Annotated in this window: 19 protein-coding genes; 9 read left to right on the top strand and 10 right to left on the bottom strand. The window is 70.7% G+C overall.

The window, feature by feature from the left end:
- Positions 1-80: 80 nt before the first annotated feature.
- On the bottom strand, positions 81-3,530 hold the full coding sequence (locus tag MFF40_RS07865; protein WP_438804098.1) for a DNA translocase FtsK: 3,450 nt from the start codon (positions 3,528-3,530) through the stop codon (positions 81-83).
- A gap of 315 nt (positions 3,531-3,845) precedes the next feature.
- Between MFF40_RS07865 and MFF40_RS07860 the strand changes: the two genes are divergently transcribed.
- The 3 genes from MFF40_RS07860 (at position 3,846) to MFF40_RS07850 (ending at position 6,675) form a co-directional block, all read left to right on the top strand.
- Positions 3,846-5,921, top strand: coding sequence for an NAD(+) synthase (locus tag MFF40_RS07860; RefSeq protein WP_238260101.1), 2,076 nt, complete (start codon positions 3,846-3,848; stop codon positions 5,919-5,921).
- 101 nt (positions 5,922-6,022) lie between these two features.
- Positions 6,023-6,253: a hypothetical protein gene (locus MFF40_RS07855; protein WP_147855033.1), complete on the top strand. Its 231-nt coding sequence runs from the start codon at positions 6,023-6,025 to the stop codon at positions 6,251-6,253.
- Positions 6,254-6,315: 62 nt separating this feature from the next.
- Positions 6,316-6,675: a PilZ domain-containing protein gene (locus MFF40_RS07850; RefSeq protein ID WP_147855032.1), complete on the top strand. Its 360-nt coding sequence runs from the start codon at positions 6,316-6,318 to the stop codon at positions 6,673-6,675.
- Positions 6,676-6,981: 306 nt separating this feature from the next.
- Here MFF40_RS07850 and MFF40_RS07845 read toward each other — a convergent pair whose 3' ends face one another.
- Positions 6,982-7,419 (bottom strand): HIT family protein, encoded by a 438-nt coding sequence (locus tag MFF40_RS07845; protein ID WP_147855031.1) that lies wholly within the window; start codon positions 7,417-7,419, stop codon positions 6,982-6,984.
- 124 nt (positions 7,420-7,543) lie between these two features.
- Here MFF40_RS07845 and MFF40_RS07840 point away from each other — a divergent pair, with 124 nt between their 5' ends.
- The 3 genes from MFF40_RS07840 to MFF40_RS07830 all read left to right on the top strand — a co-directional run bounded on the left by MFF40_RS07840 (position 7,544) and on the right by MFF40_RS07830 (position 9,839).
- On the top strand, positions 7,544-8,503 hold the full coding sequence (locus MFF40_RS07840) for a cation diffusion facilitator family transporter (RefSeq protein WP_147855030.1): 960 nt from the start codon (positions 7,544-7,546) through the stop codon (positions 8,501-8,503).
- Between the two features lie 152 nt (positions 8,504-8,655).
- Positions 8,656-8,994: a DUF6894 family protein gene (locus MFF40_RS07835; protein ID WP_308447701.1), complete on the top strand. Its 339-nt coding sequence runs from the start codon at positions 8,656-8,658 to the stop codon at positions 8,992-8,994.
- A gap of 101 nt (positions 8,995-9,095) precedes the next feature.
- Entirely contained in the window at positions 9,096-9,839 is a 744-nt protein-coding gene (locus MFF40_RS07830) for a Crp/Fnr family transcriptional regulator (protein WP_147855029.1), read from the top strand.
- 124 nt (positions 9,840-9,963) lie between these two features.
- Here MFF40_RS07830 and MFF40_RS07825 read toward each other — a convergent pair whose 3' ends face one another.
- Together MFF40_RS07825 and MFF40_RS07820 are read right to left on the bottom strand one after the other, a co-directional pair.
- Positions 9,964-10,818, bottom strand: a complete 855-nt coding sequence (locus MFF40_RS07825; protein ID WP_147855035.1) for an SDR family oxidoreductase — start codon at positions 10,816-10,818, stop codon at positions 9,964-9,966.
- A 17-nt stretch (positions 10,819-10,835) separates the two neighbouring features.
- Positions 10,836-11,015 carry a DUF1328 domain-containing protein gene (locus MFF40_RS07820; RefSeq protein WP_007566531.1) on the bottom strand — a complete coding sequence of 60 codons (180 nt, stop codon included), beginning with the start codon at positions 11,013-11,015 and terminating at the stop codon, positions 10,836-10,838.
- 402 nt (positions 11,016-11,417) lie between these two features.
- Between MFF40_RS07820 and MFF40_RS07815 the strand changes: the two genes are divergently transcribed.
- Positions 11,418-13,469 (top strand): methyl-accepting chemotaxis protein, encoded by a 2,052-nt coding sequence (locus MFF40_RS07815; RefSeq protein ID WP_187277729.1) that lies wholly within the window; start codon positions 11,418-11,420, stop codon positions 13,467-13,469.
- Positions 13,470-13,537: 68 nt separating this feature from the next.
- Here the strand turns inward: MFF40_RS07815 and MFF40_RS07810 are convergent, their stop codons facing one another.
- The 4 genes from MFF40_RS07810 to MFF40_RS07795 form a co-directional block, all read right to left on the bottom strand.
- On the bottom strand, positions 13,538-14,911 hold the full coding sequence (locus MFF40_RS07810; RefSeq protein ID WP_147898408.1) for a chloride channel protein: 1,374 nt from the start codon (positions 14,909-14,911) through the stop codon (positions 13,538-13,540).
- A 90-nt stretch (positions 14,912-15,001) separates the two neighbouring features.
- On the bottom strand, positions 15,002-15,445 hold the full coding sequence (locus MFF40_RS07805; RefSeq protein ID WP_147856858.1) for a type II toxin-antitoxin system HicB family antitoxin: 444 nt from the start codon (positions 15,443-15,445) through the stop codon (positions 15,002-15,004).
- 54 nt (positions 15,446-15,499) lie between these two features.
- Entirely contained in the window at positions 15,500-15,706 is a 207-nt protein-coding gene (locus tag MFF40_RS07800) for a hypothetical protein (protein ID WP_147856857.1), read from the bottom strand.
- Positions 15,707-15,841: 135 nt separating this feature from the next.
- Positions 15,842-17,230 (bottom strand): deoxyribodipyrimidine photo-lyase, encoded by a 1,389-nt coding sequence (locus MFF40_RS07795; protein WP_147856856.1) that lies wholly within the window; start codon positions 17,228-17,230, stop codon positions 15,842-15,844.
- 529 nt (positions 17,231-17,759) lie between these two features.
- Between MFF40_RS07795 and MFF40_RS07790 the strand changes: the two genes are divergently transcribed.
- A complete protein-coding gene (locus MFF40_RS07790) occupies positions 17,760-18,884 on the top strand; it encodes an NHL repeat-containing protein (RefSeq protein WP_238260099.1) in 1,125 nt (374 codons plus the stop codon).
- Between the two features lie 465 nt (positions 18,885-19,349).
- The gene (locus MFF40_RS07785) at positions 19,350-20,330 is read left to right on the top strand and encodes an NAD(P)H-binding protein (RefSeq protein WP_283206095.1); all 981 of its coding nucleotides are present in this window, start codon (positions 19,350-19,352) and stop codon (positions 20,328-20,330) included.
- Positions 20,331-20,350: 20 nt separating this feature from the next.
- On the opposite strand, the gene MFF40_RS07780 is transcribed toward MFF40_RS07785, so the two are convergent.
- Together MFF40_RS07780 and MFF40_RS07775 are read right to left on the bottom strand one after the other, a co-directional pair.
- Positions 20,351-21,763: a phosphatase PAP2 family protein gene (locus tag MFF40_RS07780; protein ID WP_238260096.1), complete on the bottom strand. Its 1,413-nt coding sequence runs from the start codon at positions 21,761-21,763 to the stop codon at positions 20,351-20,353.
- A gap of 160 nt (positions 21,764-21,923) precedes the next feature.
- Positions 21,924-23,048, bottom strand: coding sequence for a TRAP transporter substrate-binding protein (locus tag MFF40_RS07775; protein WP_378996580.1), 1,125 nt, complete (start codon positions 23,046-23,048; stop codon positions 21,924-21,926).
- Between the last annotated feature and the right edge of the window lie 29 nt (positions 23,049-23,077).

Genomic DNA, 23,077 nt, shown 5'->3' with positions numbered 1-23,077 from the left:
CGGGGCTTAGAGCCCCGCCCTGTGGCGAAGATGCGACGCGAAAGGGCCGCGACCGATCGGATCGCGGCCCTGCGGCGGCCTCACTCGTCGTCGTACATCCCGCTCGAGGCGTGGGGCGCCCCGGCGACCAGGATGTCGCGCTTGCCGGCGTGGTTGGCCGGGCCGACGATGCCCTCGATCTCCATCCGCTCCATGATCGAGGCGGCGCGGTTGTAGCCGATCTGCAGCCGGCGCTGGATGTAGCTGGTGGACGCCTTCTGGTCGCGCAGCACCACCTCGATCGCCTGCTTGTACAGGTCGTCCGACTCGCCGCCGGTCGCCGCCGCGAAGGCGCCGATGTCGAAGACCGGAGCCTCCTCGTCGGAATCCTCGGAGCGCTCGACCTTCTCGGCCTTGGCGCCGCGCCCGGACTTGCCCTCCTTGGCCGGCTCCTCCGGCGAGTCGTCGGTGGTGACGGCGTCGAGGTAGCTCGGGCGGCCCTGGCGCTTGAGGTGGGCGACCACGCTCTCGACCTCGCTGTCCGAGCAGAACGGCCCGTGGACACGGGTCGTGCGCCCGCCGCCGGCCATGAACAGCATGTCGCCCTGGCCGAGCAGCTGCTCGGCGCCCATCTCGCCGAGGATGGTCCGGCTGTCGATCTTGCTGGTGACCTGGAAGGAGATCCGGGTCGGGAAGTTCGCCTTGATCGTGCCGGTGATCACGTCCACCGACGGACGCTGCGTCGCCATGATCAGGTGAATGCCGGCCGCACGCGCCATCTGGGCGAGCCGCTGGATCGCCCCCTCGATGTCCTTGCCCGCCACCATCATCAGGTCGGCCATCTCGTCGACCACGATCACGATGTAGGGGAGCGCCGACAGGTCCATCGCCTCCTGCTCGAACACCGCCTCGCCGGTCTCGCGGTTGAACCCGGTCTGGACCGTGCGGGTGATGACCTCGCCGCGCTCGCGGGCCTCCTTCATCCGGGCGTTGTAGCCGTCGATGTTGCGGACCGCGATCTTGGACATCTTCTTGTAGCGCTCCTCCATCTCGCGCACGGCCCATTTGAGGGCGATCACCGCCTTCTTGGGGTCGGTCACGACCGGGGAGAGCAGGTGCGGGATGCCGTCGTAGACCGACAGCTCCAGCATCTTGGGATCGACCATGATCAGCCGGCACTCCTCCGGCTTCAGCCGGTAGAGCAGCGACAGGATCATGGTGTTGATCGCCACCGACTTGCCCGAGCCGGTGGTGCCGGCAACGAGCAGGTGCGGCATCCGGGCGAGGTCGGCGATGATCGGCTCGCCGCCGATGTTCTTGCCGAGGCAGAGGGCGAGCTTGTGCTTGCTCTCGTAGAAGTCCGGCACCGAGAGCAGCTCCCGGAGATAGACCGTCTCGCGGGTCTCGTTCGGCAGTTCGATGCCGATGACGTTGCGGCCGGGGACGACCGCCACGCGGGCCGAGACCGCCGACATCGAGCGGGCGATGTCGTCCGACAGGCCGATGACGCGGCTGGACTTGGTGCCCGGCGCCGGCTCGAGCTCGTAGAGCGTCACGACCGGGCCGGGGCGCACCGCCAGGATGTCGCCGCGCACGCCGAAATCCTGCACCGTCTGCTGGAGGTTGAGCGCGTTCTGCTCCAGCACGTCGGCGTCGACTTCCTCGGCGCCGCTCTCGTCCGGCAGGGCGAGCAGGCCGAGCGAGGGCAGTTCGTAATCGGCGTTCTCGACGCTGGCGATCTCCAGGTGACGGCCGGCCGGGATCAGGTGCGCCCGGGGCGCCACCAGCGGCAGGGCGGCGGCGGGCACCGCGGCCAGCTGGGCGGCGGGCGCCTCGACCGGCTCCGGGGCGGCTTCGGCGTGGACGGGCTCGTCCTGCGCCGGCTCGGCGTGAGCCGGCTCGGGCTCGGCGGCGGGCTCGGGCTGCGGCGCCATCTTGCCGCGCAGCAGAACGGTGCGCGGGGTCATCGGGATCACCACCCGGTCGGCGTCCGAGGGAACCCGGAGCGGATCGGCGGCCGCCGAGGCCATCGTGTCCTGGACCGGCCGGAACTCCGGCTGATGCTCGGGCGCGGCCACAGGGGCGGCCACAGGGGCGGCCATGACCGGCTGGCCGGCGGCGCGGATCGCCGCCCGGGCCGCCATGGCGCAGAGCGCGGGGGCGCGGCGGGGCGCCTCGGTGGCGGCGCTGCCGGGGCCGAAGACCAGCGCCAGGGCGGGCTTGGCCGGCAGGAATGCGTCCCGGATCGCCGCCGTCTCGGCATTCTGCAGGTCGGCCGGCTGGCCGTGATCCTGAGCGTTGTCCTGCCCGTTGTCCTGGCCGTCCGCCGGACGCGGGGGCTGGTCGAACCGCACGAGCCGGTCGAGAACGTAGACCGGGCGCGGCGGCTGCGCCTGCGCGGCCTCGTATAGCGGCTCGACCGCCGGCAGGTCGGCGACGGCCTGGGCCGCCGCGATCACCGGGACGGCCGCGACCGCGGTCTCGAAGCCGGCAGCCACGGGCTGGGTCGCCAGCGCGGCCCAGGCCTCCACGGACGACCCGTCGCCGGCATTCCAGTCGCTGCCGTCGAACCAGGGCTGGACCTCGGACCAGTCCGGCAGGTCGGACCAGTCGCGCGCGGGCGCCTCGGCGACGACCTCGGGCACGGCCGGCTCCGGGACAGGGGTCTGGACCGGCATTGGGCCCTGGACCGGGACCGGGGCGATCGCCGCCGTCGAAGCGGACAGCTCGACGCTTGGCCGAACCGGACGGCGGTCGGGGGTGCGGAAGTAGCGGACGCCCGGGGGCGCCACGAAGGGCTGGCGCCACAGCGGCACGACCCCGCCATCCTCGGCGAACTCGGTCGGGACGATCTCGGGCATCGCGGCCGGGGTCGCGAGCCGCGCCTGCTCGGCCAGGTCTCGCTCGGCCAGCTCCCGGGCCTCCTGCTCGCGGGCTTTGCGCTCGGTCTCGACGGCCTGCGCGGCCGCATGGGCCTCGGCGCGGGCACGCTCCAGGGCGACCCGCTCGGCCTCCAGGGCCCGCTGGCGACGCTCCTGCAGCACCGAATCGGGCGTCCGGGTCCAGCGCGCCGCCGGGGCGGCGGCGGCCTGGACCGGGGACGCGGGGAGCGAATCCTCGGGGGCGATCGAGGCGGGCCGGCGCGGCTGGCGCACCAGCACGCCCGGGGTCGAGGCGCTGCGGTCGATCCGGCTCTCGAAGCGCGGCTCGTCGAGCGCGTCGAGGCTCGCCCGGTCGTCGAAGACCTGGTCCGGCCAGACGTGCTCGGGGGGCGCCGAGGCGCCGGCGCGCGGGCCGCGCTCGAAGCCGTCCCGTCCGACCATGGCGGCCGGTGCGGTCAGCCAGCTCGGCTCCGCCCGGCGGCCGGGAATTCCGTAGGCCGGTCGGGCGGGCAGCCCGGCCGGAGAGCCGGACAGGCGGCGGGCGAGGCTCGCCCGCAAGGCCATCAGCCGGTGCGCCAGGGCGCCGAGCGACAGGCCCGAACGGTCGCCGCCGCGGACGGGGCGGGCTGGGTCACGGTGAGAGTACGGAGGCCGTCCCGATGCGCGCATGGGTTCTCGAACGATACTCGAAACAGGGATCCGCCAGTGGCCGGCGGGCTGCCCCGAGTTAGGCCAATTGTCGTTAACGGAGGCTTGTCGCGCCCCCGCGGGCCGGACACCACGATGGGATTTTCGGCCTGTTCCCGGGCTGCGTGGGGGCCATCCAACATCGTCATTGCGAGCAGCGCGAAGCAGTTTCCCGCGAGTGGCGGATCCCCGGGTTGTTTCGCGGCGCTCGCGATGACGGTGGAAGCGTATGCGTCGCCGGGGCGTGGCCGCGCACCATATGATACCGGCAGCCACCCCTCACCCGGACAGGCGCCCGTGACCCAGCCGACTTCCGCCTCCCCCGCCGACCTCCAGGCGCGCTTCCGGTCCCTGTACCGTCACGGCTTCGCCCGGGTGGCGGCCTGCACCGGGCGCAGCCATCCCGGGGATCCCGACCGCAACGCCGACACGGTGCTCGACCTCGCCCGGACCTGCCACGAATCGGGGGCGGCGCTCGCGGTCTTCACCGAGCTCGGGCTCTCGGCCTACGCGATCGAGGACCTGCTGCTGCAGCAGACCCTGCTCGACGCGGTCGAGGCCGCCACCGACCGGGTGGTCGCCGAATCGGCGGCCCTGCGGCCGCTGCTGCTGGTCGGCGCGCCCCTGCGCTGGCGCCACCGGATCTACAATTGCGCCCTGGCGATCCAGGGCGGCCGGCTCCTCGGCGTGATCCCGAAGACGTTCCTGCCGAACTACCGGGAGTTCTACGAGAAGCGCCACTTCGCCTCCGGGGCCGGGATCGCGGGCGAGACCATCCGGGTCGCGGTCCACGAGGCGCCGTTCGGCACGGACCTGCTGTTCCCGGCCGAGGACCTGCCCGGCCTCGTGGTCGGGGTCGAGATCTGCGAGGACCTGTGGGTGCCGGAATCCCCCGGCATGCGGGCCGCGCTCGCGGGCGCCACGGTGCTCGCCAACCTCTCGGGCAGCCCGATCACGGTGGGCCGGGCCGAGTCGCGGGCGCTGCTGTCCCGCGCGGCCTCGATGCGGGGCGCCTGCGCCTACGTGTACGCCGCCGCCGGCCAGGGGGAATCCACCACCGACCTGTCCTGGGACGGCCAGACCAGCGTGGACGAGCTGGGGGTGCGGCTGGCCGAGGGCCAGCGCTTCCCCACCGGCCCGGTGGCGACGCTCGCCGACATCGACCTCGACCTGATCGCGCAGGACCGTCTCCAGGCCGGCAGCTTCGACGACAACGTTCCGGGCAGCCCCCTCCCCTACCGGCGGATCGGTTTCCGGCTCGATCCGCCGGCCGACGATCTCGGCTTGATCCGGCGGATCGAGCGCTTCCCGTTCGTGCCCGCCGACCCGTCCCGGCTCGCCCAGGATTGCTACGAGGCCTACAACATCCAGGTGGCCGGGCTCGCCCAGCGGCTGGAGGCCACCGGCACCCGCAAGGCGGTGATCGGCGTCTCCGGCGGCCTCGATTCGACCCACGCGCTGATCGTGATCGCCAAGGCGTTCGACCGCCTGGGCTACCCGCGCTCGGACATCCTGGCCTACACGCTGCCGGGCTTCGCCACCTCGAACGCCACCAAGACCAACGCCCACGCGCTGATGAAGGCTTTGGGCTGCACCGCCGCCGAGATCGACATCCGCCCGGCGGCCCGGCAGATGCTGGCCGACATGGGCCACCCGTTCGCGCGGGGCGAGGCGGTCTACGACGTGACCTTCGAGAACGTGCAGGCGGGCCTGCGCACCGATTACCTGTTCCGCCTGGCCAACCAGGCGGGCGGACTGGTGATCGGCACCGGCGACCTCTCGGAACTGGCGCTCGGATGGTGCACCTACGGGGTCGGCGACCAGATGAGCCACTACGCGGTCAACACCGGCGTGCCCAAGACCTTGATCCAGCACCTGATCCGCTGGGTGATCAGCCAGCGCGAGGTCGGCGCGGACGCCAACCACATCCTCCAGGCGATCCTCGACACCGAGATCTCCCCCGAGCTGGTGCCGGTGGACCAGGACGACAGCCCGCAGAGCACCGAGGCCACGATCGGCCCCTACGCGCTCCAGGACTTCAACCTGTTCTACACGCTGCGCTACGGGCTCCGGCCCTCGAAGATCGCCTTCCTGGCGCTGCACGCCTGGGGTGATATCGCGCGCGGCCACTGGGCGCCGGACTTCCCCGAAACCAAGCGGGTCGCCTACGACCTGCCCGAGATCCGGCGCTGGCTCGGGGTGTTCCTGAAACGGTTCTTCGGCTTCAGCCAGTTCAAGCGCTCGGCCCTGCCCAACGGCCCGAAGGTGTCGGCGGGGGGCTCGCTGTCGCCCCGGGGCGACTGGCGCGCGCCGTCCGACGGCTCGGCGCGGATCTGGATCGCGGAGCTCGACCGAAACGTCCCTGAAACGTGACCGTCACAAACTCGGCCGATTGTGCCATTATGGCTACGGTCAAGCCGATTCTTCGCATCGCGATGAGCCGGCAGACGGGGCGGCCAAGCGGAGGGACTCCGATGCGAAGCTACAACCTGTTCCAGCTCAAGGCGGTCGAGGGCCTGTGCTGCGCGGTGCCGGAGGCCAGCACCGTGCCGCCGTTCATCGGCGCCGGCCGCTGGACCTTCGGAGGCAAGCTCGACGGCGCCAGCCGGCAGCCCCTGGATTTCGACGACCGGGCCGCCGACACCGCCGTGCGCTTCAACGGCTTCTACCTGTTCCAGACGGTGGACCGGCGCTTTATCAGCTGAATAGGCCCGAGTACGGTATCTCGGCCAGGAATCCTTAAGAGCTGGCCGGCACACTGATCCGCATGACGGAGCTTCGCAAAGAGACGCGCCAGAGGGTCTTCCTCAAGGGGCGCATCGTCTTCAACAACGGCTCGTCGAGCTTCGACTGCCTGGTGCGCGACCTCTCGGCCTCGGGCGCCCGGCTGGTCCTGAGCGACGCCACGACCCTGCCGCAGGCGTTCGACCTCTACATCCCGCAGCGGGACCGGACCTACCGGGCCAGCCTGTGCTGGCGCCGGGAGGACGGGATCGGCGTGGTGTTCGAGGAGCCGGCCCGGGTGGCCCCGTCCGCCATCGATACCGAGGCCGCCCTGCGGCAGCGGATCAGCGAACTCGAAGCCGAGAACGCCGCCCTGCGCCGGCTCATCGCCAGCGCGGCCTGAACCGGGATCTCAAAGGGCACGCCCTTTGGCGGGGTTCAAGGCAAGACTCTGGATCTGGCCCTTGAGGCATCCGGCGCGGTCTGCACGGTCCTTTTCCCGGGCGCATGCAGCGCCAGCGGAATGCGACCCGGGACCCAGCACACGACGGCGCGAAGCGTCCGTCCGATCGACCTGTGCCGCTGGCGCGGCGCTTCGTGTGCTGGGTCCCGGATCAGGTTCCGCTTCGCTTCACCTGTCTGGGAAAGGGGCGCGCGTGGCCAAACACCTTGAAAGCGCTGCGTCAACGGCCTTGTGAAATCGGGACTTTCAGCGCCCGGCTTCCAAAGCCGCCCGGATCCGGGCCGCGTGCTCGGCCAGCACCGCGTTGTCGGCCATCCCGCCCTCGTGGCGCTTCAGCGGCACGCCCTCGAACCGGGGGATGACGTGGATGTGCAGGTGGAACACGGTCTGCCCGCCCGCCGGCTCGTTGAACTGGAACACGGTCAGGCCGTCCGCCTCGAACGCCGCCTTCACGGCCCGGGCCACCGTCTGGACGCTCGCCATCAGGGAAGCCAGGGCGGCCGGGTCGGCGTCGAGCAACCCGCGGGACGGCGCCTTGGGGATCACCAGGGTGTGGCCCTCGCCCTGGGGCATCACGTCCATGAAGGCCAGGGTGTCCGCATCCTCGTAGGCGCGGTGGCACGGGATCTCGCCCCGCAGGATCTTGGCGAAGATGTTGTCGGGGTCGTACTGCGCGTCGGCCATGCGTCCTCCAAGGCGTCCTGATCGATCTCAGCTTGCACGGGGCACCCCCACGCGTCCACACGGGAACCGCTGCCGCACGGCAACGCTTGGGTGGCGAGGTTTGGCGGCGGACACGGAGGCCGGGATGGCGCACGAGAGCACGGGAGCGATCTACGCGGCGGCGGGAGCGAACCTCGCCATCGCGGCGGCGAAGTTCGTCGGCGGCGCGCTCACCGGCTCGACCGCGATGCTCGCCGAGGGCGTGCACTCGGTGGTCGACACGGCCAACCAAGTGCTGCTGCTGGTCGGCATGAAGCGGGCCAAGAAGCCGGCCGATGCCCGCCATCCGTTCGGCTACGGGCGCGAGATCTACTTCTACGCCTTCGTGGTCGCGCTGATGATCTTTTTGGGCGGCGGCATCTTCGCCATCTACGAGGGCGTCGAGCGGGTCCGCCACCCCTCGCCGGACGCGGACGCCCATGTCTTCGGCTACACGCTTCCGGGCATCTGGGTGAACGTCGCGATCCTGGGCTTCGCCATCGTGGCCGAAGGCTTCTCCTGGTTCGTGGCGGTGCGCCAGTTCTGGGCCGAGAAGGGCCAGAACTCGGCGATGCGGGCGATCCGGCGCAGCAAGGATCCGACCCTGTTCACGATCCTGGCCGAGGACACCGCCGCGCTGATTGGCCTGCTGATCGCGTTGGTGGGCGTCGTCCTGGCCTATTGGCTCGACAAGCCGAGCCTCGACGGCTGGGCCTCGGTGGGGATCGGGTTCGTGCTGGTCGGCATGGCGGTGTTCCTGATGATCGAGACCCACGGCCTGCTGATCGGCGAGGCGGCCGACCCCGCCGTGGTGGCGGCGATCGCGGACCTCGTGCGCGCCGAGCCCGGCGTGCTCCACCTCAACGAGGTGCTGACCCAGCATCTCGGGCCGACCGACATCCTGGTGAACGTCAGCATCGACATGGCCGACGACCTCAGCGCCGGGGAGGTCGAGGGCCTCGTCACCCGCCTCGACAAGGCGCTGAAGCAGCGCAACCCGGACGTGACGCGGGTGTTCATCGAGATCCAGCACCAGGCCGACCACGCGGTGCGGGCGGCGGCGTGACGGGGACCTGACCGCCCGGCCGACCCGCCGCGTCGTCGGGACCCAACCGGTAGGTCGGCGCGTCCGCTCACGCCGTCCCGGCATCGCCTTCTGTGGCGGGGACTCTCATCTGCGTTGTGGCCGATGAAATCTGGCGACGGCAAAATCTATGCATGCCGCGCTACTATTTCGACATCTATGACGGCGGCGTCGCCCGCGATGACGAAGGCACCACGCTCGATGACCTTCCGGCCGTCCGCCAGCATGTCTTGCGCCTGCTCCCGGACATCGCGCGCGACGAGGTGCCGGACGACGGCGACCGCCGCACGTTCTCGGTGGTCGTCACGGACGAGGACGGCAAGCCGATCTACACCGCCACCTTGAGTTACACCGGCCCGTGGCTGCTGCGCTCAAGCGGGCCCCGATTCGGAGCGCTCGCCGACCCCGAACCGGTATCCGCTTCGGCGGCGGGCACGCCAAGCCCGTGCGCAGGATCGGTTTCACGGGGTTGAGTTGATCTATGTGAATTTCTCACGCGAGGCTTCCGCTCAAGCTCAGGCCTCGGTGACTGGGAGAGGCGTGCGCTTCCGTCGAGCAGACGAGACGGAGCGAGATGCAGCTGACGACGACCCATCCGCTAGCGATGCTCGTGGCGCGGTTGTCCCGGAACATGCCGATCTGCGATGCGGCACAGCGCGCCATCATGGCGCTGCCGGTCACCGTGCAGGCCCTGGAGCCGAACACCGACTTGATCCATCCCGGCGATCGCTCGGAGAGCTGCTGCTTCGTCCTGAGCGGCTGGATGGGGCGCTTCAAGCTGATGCAGAAAGGGGAGCGTCAGTTCCTGGCGTTCCACATCGCGGGCGACATCCCCGACCTGCAGAGCCTGCACCTGCCCACCGCCGACCTGGGCATCGGCGCCTTCACACAGGTGACCGTCGCCCTGATCCCGCACGGCGCCCTCCACGACCTGATGGTGCACCACCACGATGTGATGGCGGCGCTCTGGCGCGAGGTGCTGGTGACCGCCTCGATCACCAACGAGTGGATGATCGGGCTCGGCCGCCGGTCCGGTCCCAGGCGCCTGGCGCACCTGTTCTGTGAACTCTACGTCCGGCAGAAGGCGGCGGGCCTGGTCAAGGAGGACGGACGCTGCGCCCTCCCGATCACCCAGTCGGTCATGGCCGACGCGTTGGGCCTGACCCCCGTGCACGTCAACCGCATCCTGAGGGACCTGCGTGCCGAGAAGATGATCCAACATCGACAGCGCACGCTGACGATCCTGGACTGGGCGCGCCTGAAGGTCTTCGCGGAATTCGATCCGCGCTACCTGCACATGGAGCCGCAGCTGGTGTGAGGGACGCCCGAACGAACCGCGCGCCCCGACGATGCGGCGTCGGGCCGTGCGCGGCACCGACCGAGGCGGCAGGCCTGACTGGGCCAGGCGGGGCACGACGCCCTGCAGGCGTCGCGAAGACCGATCAGCCGCCGAGCCCGACCTGCGCGAGGCTCAGCGCCCAGACGCGCTCCTGAACGGATTCGTCCCGGCTCTCGGCCGACGAGGTCTTTGGCCGGGACCGTGAAAAGTAGCGGCCGGTGACGCCGTCGAGTTCGGGGGCGGTCGCCACGTGGAGCGAGGTCTCGGCGCCCTTGTCGGGCCTGCTCAGGAACGGGCGCATCAGCGACCAGGCGGTGCCGAACAGGCCGCCGGTGTTCTTGGCGAAGCCGGTGTTGATCACCCCGGGATGCAGGGCGTTGACCGTGATGCCGTCGGCCCGCACCCGCCGGGCCAGCGCGTAGGTGAACAGCACGTTGCCGAGCTTGGCCTGGGCATAGGCCCGCATCGCGCCGTAGCGCCGGGCGCCCTCGATGTCGGCGAAGTCGATGTGCCCGCGTTCATGGGCCGCCGAGGCGACGTTGACGATGCGCGGCTTAGCCCCGGCAGCCGCCGCGGCCTTCAGGGTGTCGAGGAGTTCGAGCGTCAGCAGTACGTAGCCGAGATGATCGAGCGCCCAGGTGCGCTCGATGCCGTCGACCGTAAGCGCGCGCCGGTCGAAGATCGCGCCGGCGTTGTTCACCAGCACGTCGAGGCGGGGATACGTCTCGCGCAGCGACCCGGCGAGCCGCCGGATCTCCCCCTGGCCGGACAGGTCCGCGACGTGCGGATCCACGACCGCCCCAGGGACCGCCGAACGGATCCGCTCCGCACACGCCCGCGTCTTGCCGGCATCCCGGCCGACGATGGCGACCCGCGCGCCGTCGCGCGCGAGCCCCAGGGCCGTCTCGTAGCCGATGCCGTTGGTCGCCCCGGTGACGAGGCAGACCGTGTCCCGCATCGCGTCCGCCACGCGGCTCAGAACACCGCCTGGCCGACCGCGAAGGCGATGACCACGATCACGATGGCGACCAGCAGGAACAGGCCGAACAGGATGCGCGCCAGCGAGCCCGCGCCCGAGGCGATGCCGGTAAAGCCGAGCCCGCCCGCGATCAGCGAGATCACGAAGCAGATGAGGGCCCATTTCAGCAAGGTCATCGCGTCACTCCGGATGCGCCCGAGGCACGGGCGAACTACAATCGATCCCTCAACCGGCCGCAAGCGAGACCGTTCCGCGCGCGCACGGCTCCGACAGCCTTTTATTCTTAGCGGCGGGGCCGGGTCGAGCCGTCGGCCGGCCTCGGCGGGGAAGAACGGCATCGGCCCCGCCAACGAAATTCTCGCTTAAAAGGCGAGATACACGGTCCGCGAACCGGCAAGGCCCGACGGGGACGTGGCACCGCAACTACAGACGAAGGTCATTGTTCCTGGCCAGAAGGGTTCGACGATAGCGAATTAACCGTTCGGAATATGTTTCGGACACACCGTCGCGGCGATTAGGCAGGGACAATAATTGTGCGCGCGCTTTCGATCCGAACTGTAGTCATTACCCTCGTGGCGATGCTGGGTTTTCTCGCCATATTCCTCGCTGGAATACAAATACTCAGAAGCAAATCGCGAATGGATATAGCAGATCAGGTGACGACCTTCATGGTCATCGATCGCAACTTGTTCGCGAGCCTCACGCAGGTTCGGATCGAGCGCGGCTACGGCCTCACCGCCCTGGTCAAGGAGCCCGAGGCCAACCGGAAGCACCGGCAACTCGCGCTCGATGCCCGCGCCCCGTTCAATGCGGCGGCCGACATCGCACTCGGACAACTCGGCGGCGTGGCGAATCCGGCGCTGCAGGCGAAGCGCACCGAACTGGAGGCCCTGGTGGGCGCGTGGCGGCAGCTGCGCCAGGCCCTGGACGCGGCCTTCGACCAGCCGGTGACGGCCCGCGACCCGGCCCTGCGCACGCGCATGGACGAACTCGGCAACCGCCTGCTCGCCGCGCTCGATGCCGCCTCCGACGCGACCGAGAGCGCGATCCAAGACCTCGACCCGGCCTATGGCAGCCTCATCGATGCCCGGGCGACGACGTGGCTGGCCCGCACCACCGACGGCCGCGCGGCGCTGGTCGTGAGCCAGATCCTGGCCGCCGACCGCGCCGCCACCCCTGATGACTGGGCGCAGCTGAACAGCGCCGACGCCCAGAACCGGACGGCCTGGCAGCTCGTCGGGCGCATGATCCGGGTCAACGGCTTCGACGGTTCGGTGAAGGAGGCCTACGACCGGGCGGATCGGCTCTACTATGCCGGGCCGGTGGGCGCGATGCGCAAGGCCGCCCTGACAGCGGTCTCCGAGGGGCGGACGCTGCCGTTCCCCGTCGCCGACTGGGATGCCGGCGTGGTCGCGGGCCAGAGGGCGATCGTCGACGTCGCGCTGACGGTGATCGAGTCTGCCGTGGCCAAGGCCAGCGCCGCCTCCGCCGCGGCGAACCGGGATTTTCTCTCGGCCCTCGCGGTCATCGTGTTCGCGGCCGGCCTGGCGGCGGCCGGGATCCTGATCATGCAGGTGCGCGTGGTGCGCGGCCTGCTGGGGCTGGCCGGATCGATGCGCCGCCTTGCCGAGGGCGACCTCGCCGTGGCGGTCCCGGGCACCGGGCGCCGGGACGAGCTCGGCGCCATGGCCGGCGCCGTGCAGGTGTTCAAGGACAGCCTGATCCGCACGAAGGCCCTGGAGGAGGAGACGGCCCTGGCGCGCGCCTCGGCCGAGGAGCAGCGGCGCACCGCCATGCGCCAGATGGCCGACGCCTTCGAGCAGGCGGTCGGCGGGATCGTCGGCATGGTCTCGTCCTCGGCGACCGAATTGCAGGCCACCGCCCAGACGATGACCGCCACCGCGACCCAGACGGCGAGCCAGTCCACCACGGTGGCGGCCGCCGCCGAAGAGGCCGCCAGCAACGTCAACACGGTCGCGGCCGCCGCCGAGGAACTCGGCTCGTCGGTCCAGGAGATCGGCCGGCAGGTCGACGGCTCGTCGCAGCTCGCCCGCACCGCCGTGACCGAGGCGGACCAGACCGCCGCGATGGTGCAGGAGCTGAGCGGCACGGTCGCCCGGATCGGCGACGTGGTGGCGATGATCCAGGGCATCGCGGCGCAGACGAACCTGCTGGCCCTCAACGCCACGATCGAGGCGGCCCGGGCCGGAGAGGCCGGCCGGGGCTTCGCCGTTGTGGCGAGCGAGGTGAAGGCGCTCGCCGACCAGACCGCCAAGGCGACGGAGGAGATCGGCCGGCAGATCGGGCAGGTCCAGGCCGCGACCGGCCACGCGGTGTCGGCGATCGGCGGCATCGGCGGCCGGATCCGCGAGATCAGCACCGTGGCGGCCTCGATCGCCGCGTCCGTCGAGGAGCAGGGGGCGGCGACTCAGGAGATCGTGCGCAACGTCGGGCAGGCCGCGATGGGCACCGGCGAGGTGACCAGCAACATCGCGGGCGTCGCCGGTGCCGCCGAGGAGACCGGCGCGGCCGCCGCTCAGGTGCTGGCCTCGGCCTCCGAGCTGTCGCGGCAGTCCGAGCACCTCACGGCCGAGGTCCGGCGCTTCCTGGCGACCGTCCGGGCGGCCTAGGCCCGGGCTTTCCGGCGGGCTCCGCCCGTCGGCGCGGCTTGGGGACGAAGCCCCCCGAGCCGCGCCGCTCAGGCGGTCTTGGCCACCGGCTGGGCCGGCACGTCGGCGCGCTCCAGCATCATCTCGGCCAGCGTGTGATAGAGCCCGCCCCGGCAGATCGCCTTCGAGGCGGCGTCGGCGATGATGGCCGCGATCATCAGCGGGATCATCATCGTATGGTTCTGGGTCATCTCCGTGACGATGACGAAGCTGGTGATCGGCGCCTGCAGCACGCCGGTCAGGTAGGCGACCATCCCGATCAGCACGAGGGCGCCCACCGGCATGTCCGGCAGGAGGCCGTGCACCGTGCCGCCGATCCCGGCTCCGACCGCCAGCGAGGGGGCGAACAGGCCGCCCGGGATGCCGCTGATCGAGCTGAGCACCGTGGCGGCGAATTTCAGCGGCGCGTAGGTCCAGCCGGCGGTCGTGTCGCCGTGCAGGATCGCCCGGGCCTCCTCGTAGCCGGTACCGTACGCGGTGCCGTTCGAGGCCAGGCCGCACAGGGCGACGCACAGGCCGCAGAGTGCCGCGAAGACCACCGGACGCGCCCCGATCAGGCGCCCGGCCGCCCCCGGCAGGCCGCGGGCGAACAGGATGATCAGCCGGCTGAACACCCCGCCCGCGAAGCCGCCCAAGGCGGCCAGCAGCGGCACGATCCAGCTGGCCGCCAGCGGCAGCTCCGCCTGGCTGGTGCCGAAATACGTGTAGTTGCCGAGCAGCCAGAGGGAGGTGAGGCCCGCGGCCACGATCCCGGCGACGATCAGGCCGGACGAGCGCGCCTCGTAGGCCCGGCCCAGCTCCTCGATGCCGAACACGATGCCGGCGAGCGGCGTGTTGAACGCCGCCGCGACCCCGGCCGCGCCGCCCGCGAGCAACAGCCCCGGCAGGCGGTCCGGCGTCAGGCGGCCGAAGGCGGCCATGATCGCGGCGCCGACCTGCACGGTCGGCCCCTCGCGGCCGGCCGAGGCGCCGCAGAGCAGGCCGAGGAACAGGACCAGCACCTTTCCGCACGCCACCCGCGGCGAGATCAGCGAGAACCGGAAGCGCGCATCCCGGGCGTGCCGGGCGGCGATCACCTGCGGGATGCCGGACCCTTGCGAGTTCGGGAACACCGTCCGGGCGAGCAAGGCCGCGAGCGCGAAGCCCGCGGGCGTGAGCACCAGCGCGATCAGCGGCGAGGGCGCGGTGAGCCGCCGGAACCCGTCCTGCGCGAGGTCGGCGCCCTTGGCCATCAGCACCGCGGCCAGGCCGACGCAGATGCCGCCCGCGAGGAACAGCAGCCGCCCCCGCCAAAGCGGATAGGCCTCCCGCGAGGCCGAGCGCAGGCGCGTGATCGAACGGCGGTAGCGGGAGCGTTTCGGGCCCGACGCGGCGGGCTCTGTCGTCGTCGGCGCGTCCCGCATCTCGGTCATGAAAAGGCACTTCGTCCGCACAGCCGGAACCTGCGGTATAGCGTGGCTTGCGGGGAATGGGGCGCCCCCTCCCCCGCGCCGTTACGCCGGCACGGCGCCGACCGTCAGCCGATGCCCGAACACGTCCGCGGCGGCGGCCAGCCGGTCGAGGCCGGTCGGGTGATCGGGATCGAGGACGCGCCGGGCCTCCCGCTCATCGACATCGAGCAACTTCGCCAGGGCGACCTTGGACAGGCCCGAGTCGCGCCACAGGACATAGATCGTCGCCTTGGCGGCGAGCGCCGGAGCGAGGGCGATCCGGTGCAACCCCTCGGCCGCGGCGACGGCCGCCGGGGGCGGCTCCAGGTCCATGCCGAAATGGATGCGCCCCCGCACCGCCGCGTTCAGGGCCTGCGCCATCTCGGCAAGCGCCTCGGCCTCGTCGCCGCCGAACGCGACGGCGTCGGGCATCGCCGCCGCATAGGCCCCGACGGAGCCGTCCTCCTCACGCCGGAGCGCGACCGCGTAAGTCCAGTGAAAATCCATGGTCGGACCTTTGTCCGTGCAAGAGGCCGAAACGAGACGGGGCGACACCTTCGCCTAGAAGGCATCGAGGTCGATCTCCAGTTGCTTCAGGATCCGCTTGACCCAGAGGGGCTTGAGTTCGCCGCTCTGGACGGTGGTGGTCCTGTCGCCGACCTTGACCGTGTAGTGCAATCCCTTGCCCCTATCCTTCAGCAGAGCGAAGGCGAGACCGTTCTTCCTGGCGAAGCGCCGCAGATCCCGGATGAGATCCTCCCGCTTCATGTCCCGGACTCCGTTTCAATGGGGGCAGCATCGGACGTCTCTGTCCGAACATCAAGTCGGAGCGGACATGCATGTCCGGTTTTCACGACCTCGTTCGCTGGCCGACCCTCAAGCGGCGTTGCGCGAGCACGCCCCTCAGCCCTCCGCCGCGCACAACCGCTCCACCGCCTTCACATAGGCCTTCGCGTCGAACTTCTTCAGCGAGTTCTCGCTCTGGTAGCGGACCGTGCCGAAGATCGGGCGGCGCTGCCAGGGGCGGTCGTGGAGGCCGTACACCCAGGCGACGTTGGTGAAGGAGTTCGCGTCGCGCCCGTCCAGGAAGTAGCGGTTGTTGAGCCGGAGCGTCCGGCCAAAACCCTCCTTCGCCGAGGGCGACCATTCCAGGATCTTCTTGCCCCAGTACATGCGCAGCTGGTTGTGCATGTAGCCGGTCTCGCGCATCTCGCGCATCGCGGCGTTCCAGTAGAGGTCGTGGGTCTCGCCGGCCGCGAGCTGATCCTCCGAATAGAGGTTCGGTCGCTCGTCCTCGGCTTGCTCGGAGAGCGTCTTGCGCGCCCAGTCCGGAACCGCCTTGTCGTAGTCGTCGTAGCCCTCCGTGTAGAACACGTGGTTCATGGCGAGTTCGCGCCGCACGATCAGCTCCTCCAGGTAGGCGCCGCGGTCGTCGTCGTCGCCAGCCTTGGCCTCCCGCACCGCCAGGGCGATCTCCACCGGCGAGATCTGGCCGAAATGCAGGAACGGGCTCATGTGCGAGGCGGCCGCCGCCTCCGGCCTGTTGCGGCCGTTGCCGTAGCCCTCGAACCCTTCCTTGAGGAACGCCTTGAGCCGCTTGCGCGCCTCGGTCTCGCCGCCGACGAAGCGCTTCACCGGGCCGACCTCCCGGTCGAGGCTCATGCCGGCCAGCACCGCCTCCGGATCGGACACGTCGATCTCGCCGTCGGGCGTGACGCCCTTCGCCGCGTGCTTGGGCTTGCGCGGCTTCAGGTCGGCGATGAACGGGTCCCAGAGCCGGTTCAGCTTCGGCCGGAGCGTGCGGGCGGCGAATTCGTGCTTGTTCGACGCCGTCTCGACGGGGACGACCACGTCGCCCTCGACCTGGACGATGCGGGTCTTCACCGCCTTCGCGATCTCCCGGTACCAGCCCTTCTGGATCGCGAGGTAGCCCCGGTCCAGGACCAGCAGCGCCGCCTCCTTTGCGAGGTCGATCGCGATCTTGGCGGGCGCGCACTTGCGCATCACGAACCCGACGCCGCGCTTCTCCAGCCCCGCCTTCGCATCCGCGAGACCCTGGAGCAGGAAGGCGTAGTGCCGGGCGTTGGCCTCCGGGAAACCGCTCTTGCCGTCGAGCAGGCCGAAGCAGGCGACCACCGGCAGGCCGAGGCGGTTCGCCTCCTCGATGGCGAATTCCAGGGCCGGATTGAACTGGGCGCGGTTGGCCTGCTGGAGGAGGTACAGGACGTAGCGCCCGTCCGCCCGCGGCTCGACGTCGTTGAGAACCCGGATCCGCTCGCCCTGGATCGCCATACCCGCACGCTGTCCTTCTTTGTCCGTCCCGACGGAGACTTGGCCGGACAGCTAGCGCGGGTAACGAATTCGTCCCTTCACGCGGCCGTCATGAATTGCCGCAGTGGAACGGCATCGCAGGGCCGCGGTTCCGCACGGCGAAATCCGTGTTTCTCAACGGTTTGCCGTCGGATTTGCCGCCCGGTATCGCCTGAAGTCTGTCCTCTTGGGCTGCGATGCAGATGCGACATTTTCGACACAGCGGGGGTGCGATGCGTGTGCGGCCGCACGAAAGGACAGCCTTTCTGTCCGAACGGCCTTGTAATTTTCGGCCATGCGCGCAGATTGTGCAGCGCGGGATGGCGATGGCGTCGCGATCCCGCTGCCCTTCTTGGGCGTTTCCTCCCTAGACTTCGGGCCGCTCCTTCGGGAGTGGCCTTTTTTCTGTTCGGTCCCCCGTGTCACCGAACCGGGGCGGGAGCGCTGGCCCCAGGCCGCGCGGGACGCCATGCTGCCCGCGAGCGCCGGGACAGGCGCCGGAGGACACGCCATGAGGATGCTTTCCACCGCGCTGCCGGCTTTGGCCTGCCTGCTCGCCCTCGCGGGGCCCGCCGGGGCCGCGCCCGCGGAGGCGCCGCATTTCCAGGTCGACCCGTCCTGGCCGAAGCCCCTGCCGAACGACTGGATCCTCGGCCAGGCCGCGGGCGTCGCGGTCGACGCGCAGGACCATGTCTGGGTGGTCCAGCGGCCCCGCACGCTGACCGACGACGAGAAGGCCGCGAGCCTCGATCCGCCGCGCAGCAAGTGCTGCAAGCCCGCGCCGCCGGTGCTGGAATTCGCCCAGGACGGCACCCTCCTGCGCAGCTGGGGCGGCCCCGGCGAGGGCTACGACTGGCCAACCAACGAGCACGGCATCCAGATCGACGGCCAGGGCTTCGTCTGGATCGCCGGCAACGGCGACCAGGACGGCCAGCTCCTCAAGTTCACGGCCGACGGCAAGTTCGTCCTGCAGATCGGCAAGTCCGGCCCCCAGACCGACAGCCGGGACACCAGCCGCCTGGGCAAGCCCGCCAACGTCGACTTCGACATGGCGGCCAACGAGGTCTACGTGGCGGACGGCTACTACAACCACCGCATCATCGTGTTCGACCGGGAGACCGGGGCGTTCAAGCGGATGTGGGGCGCCTACGGCAAGCCGCCCACAGACGACAAGCTCGGCCCCTACGACCCGGCCGCCGCCCCGCGCCAGCAATTCGCCAACCCGGTCCATTGCGTGCGCATCGCCCGGGACGGGCTGGTCTATGTCTGCGACCGCACCAACAACCGGATCCAGGTGTTCCAGAAGGACGGCAGCTTCGTGAAGGAGTTCGTCGTGGAGAAGAACACCCGGGCCAACGGCTCGGTCTGGGAGCTGGCCCTGTGGCCGGACGCCGACGAGACCTTTTTGCTCAACGCCGACGGCGCCAACAACGAGGTCCGCACCCTCGACCGCGCCACCGGCGCGACGGTGGGCGCCTTCGGCCGGAACGGCCGCATGGCGGGCCAGTTCCACTGGGTCCACAACCTCGCGGTCGATTCCAAGGGCAACGTGTTCACCACCGAGGTCGACACCGGCAAGCGGGCGCAGAAATTCCTGGCGGTGGGGAATTTCGTGCTGCGCAAGCGGGTGCCGTGACGGCGGGGGCGACCCAGGTTTTATGGCATTGACGTTGTTGCGAACCATGAAGCGCCCCCTCTTCCGCACGGGCTACCGGATTCACGCATCGGTGTCGGCAGCACGGGCGCAGTATGGAGCGCGGGTCCCCTCTCCCGTGTGGGAGAGGTCTGCTCTCGCAGAGAGCCGGGTGAGGGATCAGGTCTTTCCGGAGAGGTCGCATCCCTCACCCCAACCCTCTCCCGCACGGGAGAGGGGGTTCGTCGCGCCCTATAAGAGCCGATGCGTGAACGTCGTAGCCCGCAAGGGAAAGGGGACCCAAGCCTACCGCGGTCGCAGCATGACGGCGACTAAGGTCTCAACCTGCGTAGCCTGTCCGGTTCGGGAGAGAGCGTCCGATGGCGGCGCCCGCTCACAGCGGATTGAAGCGGCCGTGCGGACGAAAGCCGTCATGATCGGCGGTCCGAGCCCTTGGACGACGCGATCGTGACCTGGGATCGATCGAACGCTCCACCGTCGCGGCGCGTCCTCGTCCTCGGCGGCACCGGCACGATCGGCCGCGCGACGGTGCGGGCGCTGGTGTCGCGCGGGCACGCGGTCGTCTGCCTGGTCAGGCGGCCCGCCCCGTTGCCAGCGGGCGCCACCGCCCGGGTCGCGGACGTGACCGACCCGGCCGCGCTCGCCCGCGACGGCATCCGGGGCGAGACGTTCGACGTCCTCGTCTCGTGCCTCGCCTCGCGCACCGGGTTGCCCGACGATGCCTGGGCGATCGACTATCAGGCGCAGCTGAACGCGCTGGAGGCCGCACAGGCGGCCGGCGTCACGCAGGTCGTCCTGCTCTCGGCGATCTGCGTCCAGAAGCCGGTCCTCGCGTTCCAGCATGCCAAGCTGGCGTTCGAGCAGGCGCTGATCGGGTCGGGCCTCGCCTACACGATCGTGCGGCCGACCGCCTTCTTCAAATCGCTCTCGGGGCAGATCGATCGCGTGAGGCGCGGCAAGCCGTTCCTGGTCTTCGGCGACGGCCTGCTGACCGCCTGCAAGCCGATCAGCGACGACGATCTCGGCCAGTACCTCGCCGACTGCATCGACGACGACGCCCGGCGCAACCGCGTGCTCCCGATCGGGGGGCCGGGCGCGGCGATCACCCCCAGGGCGCAGGGCGAGCACCTGTTCGCGCTGCTCGGGCGCGAGCCGCGCTTCCGGCACGTGCCGGTGGCGCTGCTGGACGCGATCATCGCCGTCCTGGCCGCGCTCGGGCGCTGGGTCCCGGCGCTCGCCGCCAAGGCCGAGCTCGCCCGCATCGGGCGCTACTACGCCACGGAGTCGATGCTCGTCCTGGATCCGGCCACGGGCCGCTACGATGCGCACGCCACGCCGTCGACGGGGTCGGAAACCCTGTTCGCCTACTATGGGCGCCTGGTCCGGGGCGAGGCCGTGGCCGAGCGCGGCGACCACGCCGTGTTCTGACGCCCCGCAATCGCGCCCCGTCAGCGCGTCGCGCTCGCCCCCGCCCGGCTCGCCGCCAGCGCCGCCGCCTTGCCGGAAGCCGCGTAGAGATTGATCCGGGCATAGACCCCGAACTCCGAGCCGTCGTCGAGGAAGCCGCCGCCGGGGCCCTGCGTCTCGGTCAGGATGGCGTTCGCCTCGGCAAGGGTGAGCGCCGGGAAGGCCGCGGTCAGCAGGTGGCCGGCCTCCGGGGCGATCGTGCCGACATCCTCCCGGGCGTTGGCGGTTGCGTCGTGCACGACCGGCAACCCGTAGGTCTGCGTCGCCTCGTAGAAGGCCGCGTTGGCGGCGGGGTCCTTGAACCGGCCGGTATCCTGCGCCGCGCAGGCCGCCACCGTGCCGCCGCAGCCGGCCGCGAGGGCTTCGGCCATCGCCGCGCGCGCCTCAGTCAGGAGCGCCCGGTAATCGGTGACGCCGACGTGCTTGTCCGCGTCCGTCGCCTTCGTGTCGATCACGGCGGGGTTCTTCCGGATCTGGCCGACATAGGCCGGATCGTTGGCGAGCAGATGCGCCACCGCGTGCAGCGAGGTCGCGCGCCCGCCGATCACGTCCATGGCGTAATGCGCCCCGACGATGATCCGATCGTTGCCGTATTCGGCGGCCCGCGCGATCATCTGCTGGTAGCGCTCCGGCACCAGCAGGGCGAGGATCAGCGACTCGGTGTAGCCGTAGGTCGTGTGCCCGCTGGGATAGGACGGGCTGTCGACGAGATCCTGCTTGGGACCGCGCAGCCAGTCGAACGAATGCGACGCCGCGCCGAAATAATCCGCGCCGCGATAGGCCTGGAGATGCGGCAGGGTCTGGAACGGGCGGGAATTGCCGAACCGGTCGGCCCCGGGGCTGCCCGCCGGCCGGCCGTAGGCCTTGCCGAACACGTCGGTGACGGTGCCGTCCGTGAGCAGCGCGGCGGCCTCGGCCGAGACCGGGTGCGTGCCGTGGATCGTACCGTTGGCGAAGAAGTACTTGCCGGAATTCGAATCCGACTTGGTGACGTTGTTGGTGTAGCCGATCAGGTCGGCCACCGGCTGCGCGACGCTGGTGAAGGTCTTGGCGTCGCTGTAGCGCGCCCGGGCCTGATAGGCGGTGGCGAGCGCCGTGCCGAGGCCGTCGGCGAGGCCCGAGGCGTTGCCGTCGGTGATGAAGCAGTCCCGCAGCGCCAGCTGCTGCTGCTCGGGGAAGGGCAGCAGCGTCGGCTGCTTGAGGGCGGCGGTCTGGATGTCCCCGGTCACCCGCAGGTTGGCGTCGAGCGCCGCCGTGCCGGCCGGGCTCCCCTGCAGCCGGGCCACAGGGGCCAGGCCGCGCAGGGCGGTGAGGTTGGCGGGCGATTGCGCCAGCACCGGGAGCGGCAGCGCCGCCCCGAGCAGCGCCAGGCCGAGTCTCAAGGTCCCCATCATGCCGTCTCCTCCCCTAGTCGGCGCGCCCGGATGGCAACGGCGAAGGCCGGGTTTCCAAAGGGCTCAGCCCTTTGGCAGGGTTTGGGGCCGAGCCCCAGAGAAGAAAGGGCTCCGCCCTTCACCCGCAAAAGGTCGAAGACCTTTTGAAACCGAGATTTCGCTATCCCCGGGCCCGGGCCCGAATCATGAAGTTATCGTAGGTGTATTCGGCGACCTGGAACCAGAGATATTCCTCGTTCCGGAAGGTCCGCATCGCCTCGTACACCCGGCGGAAATCGGCGTTCTTGGCGGCGATCTCGGCATAGACGTCGTTGGCGTTCTTGAGCGCGCCCTCCATCACGTCCTGCGGGAACGGCCGCAGCTGCGCGCCGCCGGCGACCAGCCGGCGCAGGGCCTGCGGGTTGCGCGCATCGTACTTGGCCTGGACCTCGGCCCCGACCTCGGCGGCGGCGGAGCGCAGGATCGCCTGATAGGCTTTCGGCAAGGCCTTCCACTTCTCGGCGTTGAACCAGAAGTGCAGCATCGCGCCGCCCTCCCAGAAGCCGGGATAATGGTAGACCGGGGCGACCTTCTGCAGTCCGAGCCGCTCGTCGTCGTAGGGGCCGATCCACTCGGCGGCGTCGAGCTTCTTGGTCTCGAGGGCCTGGTAGATCTCGGGGCCGGGGATGGCCTGCGGCTGGACGCCGAACTTCGTCAGCACCTGCCCGCCCATGCCGCCGATGCGGAACTTGAGGCCCTGGAGGTCGGCCACGCTCTTGATCTCGCGCCGGAACCAGCCGCCCATCTGCGCGCCGGTATTGCCGCCGGGCAGGCAGACCAGGCCGGATTTCGCGAAGACCTCGGCGAACAGCTCGGCGGCGCCCCCCGCCTGCCACCAGGCGGCGGCGCCCCGGGCGTTGAGGCCGAACGGGATCGCGGTGGCGAGCGCGAAGGTCGGATCCTTGGCCTGGCCGAGGGTCGCAGGGCCGTGGCCCATCTCGACCGTGCCGGCCGACACGGCGTCGAGCAGGGTCTCGGCCGGGACCGGCTCGCCGGGGCCGAGCACCTGGATCTGGAACCGCCCGTCGGTGGCCTCGGCGACGATCCGGCTGAGCGCCTCGGGGGCGCCGAACAGGATGTCGAGGCTCTTGGCGTAAGCCGAGGACAGGCGCCAGCGCAGCTCGGGTGCGCCCTGGGCCAGGGCCGGCGCGGCCAGCGGTGCGGTGATCGCCGCGCCGAGGCCGGCGGTTAGGACCGCGCGGCGGGTTCCGGCGGCACGGGAAGGCGCGTCATGGGGCTCGTCCAACGGCATCTCGTCTCAGCGTGTCCAATCCG

This window comes from Methylobacterium mesophilicum (assembly GCF_022179445.1).
Taxonomy (GTDB): Bacteria; Pseudomonadota; Alphaproteobacteria; order Rhizobiales; family Beijerinckiaceae; genus Methylobacterium; species Methylobacterium mesophilicum.
Note: the sequence above shows the minus strand (reverse complement) of the source record. Positions and strands in the feature narration are given on the sequence as shown.